Annotated in this window: 12 protein-coding genes; 7 read left to right on the top strand and 5 right to left on the bottom strand. The window is 34.7% G+C overall.

What is annotated here, in order from left to right; all coding sequences use genetic code 11:
* Positions 1-132 precede the first annotated feature (132 nt).
* The 3 genes from C7H19_RS21395 (at position 133) to C7H19_RS21385 (ending at position 1,984) form a co-directional block, all read left to right on the top strand.
* Entirely contained in the window at positions 133-330 is a 198-nt protein-coding gene (locus C7H19_RS21395; RefSeq protein WP_106458947.1) for a type II toxin-antitoxin system HicB family antitoxin, read from the top strand.
* Complete coding sequence (locus tag C7H19_RS21390) at positions 330-1,574, top strand: type ISP restriction/modification enzyme (protein ID WP_106458946.1); 1,245 nt, start codon at positions 330-332, stop codon at positions 1,572-1,574. The genes C7H19_RS21395 and C7H19_RS21390 overlap by 1 nt, the downstream gene beginning before the upstream one ends.
* Before the next feature lie 122 nt (positions 1,575-1,696).
* Positions 1,697-1,984, top strand: coding sequence for a nucleotidyltransferase family protein (locus C7H19_RS21385; RefSeq protein ID WP_106458945.1), 288 nt, complete (start codon positions 1,697-1,699; stop codon positions 1,982-1,984).
* Between the two features lie 73 nt (positions 1,985-2,057).
* On the opposite strand, the gene C7H19_RS21380 is transcribed toward C7H19_RS21385, so the two are convergent.
* Genes C7H19_RS21380 through dut form a run of 4 tightly spaced genes read right to left on the bottom strand, consistent with a single transcriptional unit; the run spans position 2,058 to position 4,903 of the window.
* On the bottom strand, positions 2,058-2,393 hold the full coding sequence (locus C7H19_RS21380; protein ID WP_106458944.1) for a XisI protein: 336 nt from the start codon (positions 2,391-2,393) through the stop codon (positions 2,058-2,060).
* Positions 2,381-2,800 (bottom strand): XisH family protein, encoded by a 420-nt coding sequence (locus tag C7H19_RS21375; RefSeq protein ID WP_106458943.1) that lies wholly within the window; start codon positions 2,798-2,800, stop codon positions 2,381-2,383. The genes C7H19_RS21380 and C7H19_RS21375 overlap by 13 nt, the downstream gene beginning before the upstream one ends.
* Before the next feature lie 11 nt (positions 2,801-2,811).
* Positions 2,812-4,437 carry an FAD-dependent thymidylate synthase gene (locus C7H19_RS21370; protein ID WP_106458942.1) on the bottom strand — a complete coding sequence of 542 codons (1,626 nt, stop codon included), beginning with the start codon at positions 4,435-4,437 and terminating at the stop codon, positions 2,812-2,814.
* On the bottom strand, positions 4,430-4,903 hold the full coding sequence (gene dut / locus C7H19_RS21365) for a dUTP diphosphatase (protein ID WP_106458941.1): 474 nt from the start codon (positions 4,901-4,903) through the stop codon (positions 4,430-4,432). The genes C7H19_RS21370 and dut overlap by 8 nt, the downstream gene beginning before the upstream one ends.
* 89 nt (positions 4,904-4,992) lie before the next feature.
* On the opposite strand from dut, the gene C7H19_RS21360 reads away from it, so the two are divergent.
* From C7H19_RS21360 to C7H19_RS21345, 4 genes are all read left to right on the top strand, one after another.
* Positions 4,993-5,637, top strand: coding sequence for a Uma2 family endonuclease (locus C7H19_RS21360; RefSeq protein WP_106458940.1), 645 nt, complete (start codon positions 4,993-4,995; stop codon positions 5,635-5,637).
* Positions 5,638-5,727: 90 nt separating this feature from the next.
* Positions 5,728-6,237 carry a CdiA C-terminal domain-containing protein gene (locus tag C7H19_RS21355; RefSeq protein WP_106458939.1) on the top strand — a complete coding sequence of 170 codons (510 nt, stop codon included), beginning with the start codon at positions 5,728-5,730 and terminating at the stop codon, positions 6,235-6,237.
* Entirely contained in the window at positions 6,221-6,448 is a 228-nt protein-coding gene (locus tag C7H19_RS21350) for a hypothetical protein (RefSeq protein WP_106458938.1), read from the top strand. Before C7H19_RS21355 ends, C7H19_RS21350 begins: the two co-directional genes overlap by 17 nt.
* Before the next feature lie 26 nt (positions 6,449-6,474).
* Entirely contained in the window at positions 6,475-7,032 is a 558-nt protein-coding gene (locus tag C7H19_RS21345; RefSeq protein ID WP_106458937.1) for a deoxycytidylate deaminase, read from the top strand.
* Here C7H19_RS21345 and C7H19_RS21340 read toward each other — a convergent pair.
* Positions 7,018-7,857, bottom strand: coding sequence for an alpha/beta fold hydrolase (locus C7H19_RS21340; protein WP_181280701.1), 840 nt, complete (start codon positions 7,855-7,857; stop codon positions 7,018-7,020). The genes C7H19_RS21345 and C7H19_RS21340 overlap by 15 nt on opposite strands.
* Between the last annotated feature and the right edge of the window lie 186 nt (positions 7,858-8,043).

Below are 8,043 nucleotides of genomic sequence, written 5' to 3'. Positions count from 1 at the left end.
AACTTTAGTGGAAGCTGTGGAAAACATTCTCAAATATTTTGGAGAAAAATATACAATTAATTTTACATAGCTACTTATCCAGCAAGGTGTCGCAGTAGCTATCATGATTAAATTACCCAAGGATGAAACAAAATGAAACAAATTCACCAGTTTACTGCAATCATTGAGCGCGAAGATAATAGTTATGTAGCTTTGTGTCCAGAACTAGATATTGCGAGTCAGGGAAATTCTGTTGAGGAAGCAAAAAATAATCTTATTGAAGCTTTACAATTATTTTTTGTAGTTGCCGAACCTTCAGAAATACAAAGCCGTTTACATGAGGTTACTTAATGGCTAAAATTTATCATGCTCATCTGTGGGGTTCACGAGAAGATAAATATCAATATCTTTTAGAGAATGATATTACTACTGTTGAGTGGACAGAGTTAAATCCCCAATCTCCATTTTATTTATTTATTCCTCAAAATACGGATTATAAAGCAGAGTATGAACAAGGCTGGAAAATCACGGATATTATGCCAGTTAATTCAACGGGAGTAAAAACCCATAGAGATCATTTTGTCTTTGATTTTGATTTATCAGAACTTCGTCAACGTATAGCAAAGTTTAGAGATATAAATATTACAGATCAAGAAATCAGTGAAATATATAATATTCAAGATACAAGAGATTGGAAGTTAGCTCAAAGACGACGTTCTCTTAAAACAAATTTAGATTGGAAAAAATATTTTACACAGTGTCTTTATCGTCCATTTGACTGTAGATTTTACTATCATCATGAAGATGTAGTCGAACTTCCAAGACATGAAATCATGAGACAAATGATGATGGGAAATAACCTTGCTATTGGTGTAGGAAGACAAGGTAATGCTGTAGAAGATATTCTGTGGAGTTTAATTTCTGTTTCACATTTCCCTGTAGATACTAATTTATTTAGACGTGGAGGAATTAATATATTTCCTCTCTATCTTTATCCCGATACCAAAAATAAACAGGGGAGTTTATTTGTTGAAAAAACTCCTAATATTTCATCAGATTTTATAAGTACAATTAAAGAAAAACTTGGCTATATTCCTACACCTGAAGCAATTTTTTACTACATTTACGCTATTTTCCATAGTCCCACCTATCGACAACGCTACGCCGAATTTCTTAAAATCGATTTTCCTCGTGTTCCTCTTACCAATAATGAGCAACTATTTAAAAGTTTAAGTGAAAAAGGTAAGGAATTAGTAGAATTGCACTTGATGAAATCAAAAAAACTTAATAAACTAATTACAAAAGTTGTAAGTAATGGCGATAATACTGTTACAGAAGTTACTTATAAGCCAACTGAACAGCGTGTTTATATTAATAAAAACTGTTATTTTGAAGGAATTGAGCCTAATGTCTGGGAATTTAAAATAGGTGGCTATCAAGTTTTAGATAAATGGCTTAAAGACCGCAAAAAAGCCAAAAGAACCTTATCATTTGATGATGTTTTACACTATCAGAAAATTGTAGTAGCCCTCAAAGAAACTAGACAACTGATGAGCGAAATTGATCGATTGATTCCCAGTTTTCCAATAGAGTAAAATATTTTAAGGAGAAGATGAGATGAAAATAAATATTAAATCTCAATTATAAACTTTTACACAAACTTTTGAAGTTACTAAAACATATGAATACAATAAATGTGAAAAATATTAAATTGTCGATGGAACAAATTCAAACATTTTGCGATCGCTGGAACATTACAGAATTTGCGTTGTTTGGTTCCGTGTTACGCGATGACTTTCATGCTGATAGTGACATTGATGTATTAGTTACATTTACCCCAGAGTCTGATCATACTTTGTTTGATTTGGTACATATGGAAAATGAGCTTAAAAATCTCTTTGGGAGAGATGTAGATTTAATTAGTCGTCGAGGAATTGAAAGAAGCTTAAATTACTTACGTCGCAATGAAATTTTATCTTCTGCTCAGGTGATTTATGCAGCGTGATGTACAGTTAAGGTATTCTTTAAAAATAAGATAAAAAGATTAAGCAATCATAATTTTCAAAAGTTGAAGTTGTCTAGGATACCGCAAATTCTGTAATTTTACGACGTTGAATTGATTTAAAACCTAAAACAATTCGATTTTTAGGTATTCCCATTGCTACAAGTTCATCAGCAACACCTTCTTCAGTCCCATCTTGTTGTATCCACACTTTACCGTCTATAATATCAATATGAATTAAAGTTCCATAAATACGATTGTTATTTTGCCAACCTATTTCAACTAAAAGATAATGATCACCTTTTCGATCAAAGATTAATTCAATCTGTATTTGCTCTTCTTGTCCTAAATAGTTTGCGTATTCCTGCAACAGCTTTTCAATAATGTTACGATCGTTATTCAAGGTATCCATCTAATAATTGCCTCCTCTAATGGATCAAAAGTTACAAGACGAATAATTCCATCTTCAATTAAAATTTGTCCTGCTTCTTCTTCAAATACTAACCTACTTACTTCCTCAGTGACTGCAAGGTATAAAGTTCGCTCAGGCTCATATCGAGTTAAAATACGGTGATAAAGAACAAATTGTCCTAATGCTTCTTCTAAATCTTTTATATCGGATGCTCGTCTAAAGCTTTTAATTTCTACTGCTATTTTCTCTATTCCACGTTCGGCTGCAATTAACCGTTCTGCACCAAGGTCGATAAATAAGTTTTTCCCTCTAATTAAGCGAATATGAAAAGGATCATGTGTAATTGTCCATCCACTATTTATCATTGCTTTTTTTACTACTTCATGATAAAAATCTTTTGCAGGCATGAGCTTATATTTTATAATTTTTCCTTAATGGATTGTAATTTTTCATCGATGCGTTGTTCGGCAGCTAATCGTTCCAAGGCATAATCATTCATGTCTACAAAACTCATCTTTGCTGTTAATGTGGGATGAACGGCTTTAATTTGTTGATACATTTCTTGGGCAATGATTCGATAAGATGGATGTCCTTGTCGTGAACTTCTTAACTCGGCAAGATGATAGACTTCCCTTAAATTTAGTTTAATGCGCCAACGAATTTTATAAGCAAAGGGAACAAGATATTGTGCAGCATCAAAAAAATCTTTACTAATTAATTCGGTTGTCTCTGCGGCATAATCTAAGGCATCACGATACTGTTGAGCTAATTTTGCTTCTTCTAATTCTATCGGAACATCATAACCATGAATAACGGTATAGCGTTGACGTTCTTGTGTCATCACTCGATGGCGATGTAAATCACGATAAGCACCTAAATCAGCCAATATATCAAAAGTATAATAGGTTTCTTCAAAAGCACGCCCAGGTCGATGAAATCTTGTTGCTCTTTCACCTATATAAGTATTAATAATTTCGATTCGTTCTGAGGTTGATAAATGGGTGGCGTATTCTAAAACTTGTTTAAAAGTAAGGTTTGTATGTGGATATAAAATAGCGGCAATAACTTTAGTTTCTGCGTCCTTATCATATTCTACTAACTGTACATTTGGTGGTGATTTAGGTTCAGTATTTTCTAAGTGCTTTTGTGTGAGTTGTTGAGTTTGTGCTAAATTATTAGACAAGTAACGTATATACTGCGCCCCTCTGTCACTTTTTGCGCGTTTGACGAAAGAAGGAATAATTTTATCGAGTTCTTGTTGCATTAATGAGCCTAATGCTTTAACTTCATGATGAGGAAAAGCGGCAAGTTTAACCAATAAATACTCAAATGCTCTACCATTGCCGAATAATCCAACATTAGTCAGAGTTGCCATCGGTAGCAACCCTCGTAATAAATCTAATGCTTTGGCTCTTGTCGCATTATTATACGCTCGTTCTGTGATATCTGCATCCTTCGGTGTACAAGATTTCAGCCACGTTAGAAGCGGTTCGATTAAAGTTGTATAAGTATCGAATAAATAATCCAGTGTTTTTTCATAATTGTCCGCGTATTTAGAAGATAGGATAGACGGTTCGCGGTAATAGCGATAATATCCGTTGATTTTGCGGTTAAATGGAACATAGCGCGTCGATTTTTCCAGTGGAGATATCCCCAAGCGACTATCTTCTAATGCTTTAGCGGCGATATTACTAATACCTTCACAAGCTAAATGCGCCCCACCCAACTCCGCAACTGAGTCATCACCATAACCGATTAAAACGCGATCGTAAAATGCTTCTGCACTTCTTATCGCTACAATTTGATTAGCATTATCCTGACTCCCGACCAGATCGCTAAAATTGGCTTCAGGTGCTTTAATAAATTCATCGAGTAAAATACGGCGTAAACTTTTATCACTGCGACTATAACGAGAAAATAAAGCCCCTTTAACAACTTCTGGTAAATTCCGCAAACCGAATACAGATTGATCTAAGTTTGTCACAAAAGGCTGTAATAATGTGCCTTCCGTTTCGCTAAAAGGTTCCTCCAAAAAATTAACCATCTCCTTTCACCTCTACATAACTAACCCCAGTTGAACCAAAACCCCCGCTACCTCGAATTGATGGGGAAAGTTCATCAACTTCTTGAAATTGTCCTAAAATAACGGGTGCAATCACTAATTGCGCTATTTTTTGCCCTTGAACGATGTGGAACGGTTCGGAACCCAAATTAATTAAAATCACCTTGATCTCGCCTCTATAGCCCGCGTCGATGGTTCCAGGTGTATTTAAAACAGTGATACCATGCTTGAGAGCTAATCCACTTCTGGGACGCACCTGTAATTCATATCCCATCGGTATTTCTGCCGATAATCCTGTAGCGATCGCAAAACGTTCCAAAGGTTGTAAGGTATAGTCAATAATCGAAACTAAATCCGCCCCAGAGTCGCCAGGATGTTCATATCGGGGGATTTTTGCGTTATCGTTCAGTCGCTTGATTTTGACTACGACTTGGCTATTCAAAGTCATTTATAATTTGTTTAACGAATGAAAATATTCCAAAGCCTCTTATCATATCATCATACAAGCGATGGTTCAAATCTTTTAAAGGTGTAGCTATGACAACTATTAATCAACCTTTTGCTGAAAACCGAGTCATTTTAACTAAAATTAGTTGGGAGACTTTCAATAAAATCCTAATAGACACAGGTGAAGATCGAGCAAGTCGGTTAGCTTATTATGAGGGAACTGTCGAATTTATGTCGCCTTTAGCAGAACATGAACATAATAATCGTTTTCTTGATGTACTAATTGGTGCTATTGCTGAAGAACTAAACTTAAATATTAAAAGGTTAGGTTCAATGACGCTCAAAAATTCTCGTATGAGACAAGGGGCTGAACCAGATTCCTGTTACTATATAGAAAATGAACCAAGGGTCAGAAATAAAAAAAAGATAGATCTAGATATTGACCCTGCTCCCGATTTAGTTTTAGAAATTGATATTACCAGTGGTTCAATGGATAAATTGCCGATTTATGCAGCCTTAGAAGTTACTGAAGTCTGGCGATATAATGGCACAAAATTAGAAGTCTATATCTTAGATGGGCCGATTTTACACTACAATCTATCCGAGAATAGTAAAATTTTTCCTTGGTTAGATATTTCCAAAATTCCCGACTTTGTTCAACAGAGTTTAATCGATGGAGAAACAGCAACTCTAAAAGCGTTTCGGAGTTGGGTACGTCAACAAAATATAAGCTAAACAATAATTAATGAGTAACTTAGAGTCATTAATAATGCTATATAAGCACTTTTAAAAAATTTAATAAACTATAAATAAAATATTTTTGACATGAATTTTGACTATATTCAACAAAGTCGAGAAATTTATGAGCAAGCTACATCAGACTATGAACGTTATTATTTTGACGAAAATACAGGAGGATTTATCTTAATTCATCAAGAACATAATAAATCCACATCTAATGTACAGATTGCTACAGTGTTAGCTAGACTGGGTAATCGAGTTAAATTATTAAGTGAACAAGCTACAACAAGTGTCAAGACTCCTGATGCTGAGATTAATCACGAGATTTATGAGTTTAAGGAACTAACAGAAGAATCACGCAGTTTGAGTAATAGAGTGCAGGAGGGAATCGGACAAGCTAAAAAACAAGGAGCAACAGCAGTAATATATTATATTAATCGTAGTACCTACGACATTTGGCAAATTAACCGAGGCATTAGACAAGCTTTTTTTTGGGATAAAAATCAACAAATCCAAAAAATCTCGTTGTTGTTACCGACAGGTGAACTGAAAACAATTTTTAGGGAGGATTGGGAAAATGGAGAATATTTTTGAGACTTTTAAGGAAAGGATTGAAAAAGGACAATCTAACAATATGCCTAGAGATGCTAAATTAATTCTTTTAGGACAAATTCTCTATGCAGTAACTCGAAATGAATTAACTAATCAAGAAGCCTGGAAGTTAGAAACAATGCTAGGCAACCCAGAAGAATGGGAAGAAGGTTTATCTTATGCAATTTTTGGAGAATCAATTAAGGTTAATTAGAATTGTAATTGAACACATTAAAGTTAATGAATAATTTAGAAGAACAACGACCCTCTTGGGATGAATATTTTTTAATGATAGCCAAATTAGCCGCTACACGATCGACTTGTTTAGCGTTTCCAGTGGGTGCAGTTATTGTTAAAGATAAACAAGTATTAGCAACGGGTTATAATGGGACACCATCAGGATCAATTCATTGTACAACCCAAGGTTTTTGTTATTCAGATTTGGTGAGTTGTGATGCTTCTAGTAGTTTACCATCACGTGCGATTCATGCCGAAGCAAATGCGATCGCACAAGCGGCTAAACATGGTATATCTACACATGGAGCGTGTATTTATGTTACCCTAGAACCGTGTTTATCGTGTCTAAAACTGATTATTTCTGCGGGAATTAAAGAAGTTTATTACGAAACGGTTTTTAATAGTGGGAATAAACAGTTAGTTAGAGATGCTTTTGTTGCTGATGGGTTAGTGACTCTTAAACAAATTCAGCTAAGAGAGGAAATAGCCAAACAAGCTAGTTCATTTTTACTCAATCCTACTTCAATTGCACGAACTGTTTTAGAATCATCTTCTACCTAAAAAATTGACGATTAAAGGGCTAATTTCTTTGTTCCAATGTTCTTGGGGATAGTGTTTCGCTTCTTCTAGGGTGACTAACTCAAGATTTTTGTTTTCTTTAAGTTTATTAACATCAGTGGAACTTAACCAAGGGTCAGCCATTCCCCAAATAACGAGAGTGGGTTTTTCCCAAGTGACTAAACCTTTTTCGATTTCGCTCATCGATTCTGCTAATTTTAAATTACGGATGGTAGAGACTAATGCTCGTCCAACTGCGGAACTTTTGAGATAAGGTTGACGATACATTGCTAAATCATTATCAGAAATAATAAAACCGCTACCCTTTTCTAAGGTACGATCGACTAATATGGGATCTTGTGTCAGCATTTCCCCCGCTAAAGGTAAACCCCATTGTTGCATCATCCAAGGTAGCTTTACTGTATTGGAAAGAGGGGTATTGAGAATTACTAGGCGATCAATTGTATTAGGAAAACGTAAGGCATATTGTAAACCGACTGAACCTAAATATCCTTGTACTACTAAAGATATTTTTTCTAATTCTAAGGTTTGAAGTAAGTCAGAGAACGCTTTTAGATAAGCTTCTGGTGTATAAGCAAACTCGCGCTGACTAGGTTTGTCGGATGAACCAGAACCGAGCCAATCAGGGGCGATCGCTTTTAGATTATAATCATCTAAAATCAGTAATAATTGTCGCCAAGTATAGCTATGAGACGGTAAACCGTGTAAAAGTAAGACTGGTGATACATCGCTGGTTTGTTGGGGTGTTACTTCACGGTAAAACCATTTTAGAGAATTAACATCGATCGTTTTTTCAGAGATAGACACTTTTTTTATACAGGGTTAATAATTAATTAACCATTTTCTCATCATCAAGTCGTATTGGATTAATTATTTGTAGGGGTTTGGAAACCAAACCCAAATTTCTAAACCCAAATTTTCAAACCTAAGCAAAATATCTTATTAATTTGTGATATTTTATAATATTATTAAAAAAATCGTTGGTTAAGGGTT

This window comes from Aphanothece hegewaldii CCALA 016 (assembly GCF_003007785.1).
Classification (GTDB): Bacteria; Cyanobacteriota; Cyanobacteriia; order Cyanobacteriales; family Microcystaceae; genus Chroococcus; species Chroococcus hegewaldii.
The sequence above is the reverse complement of the archived record's forward strand: the minus strand, read 5'-3'. Positions and strand labels throughout refer to the sequence as shown.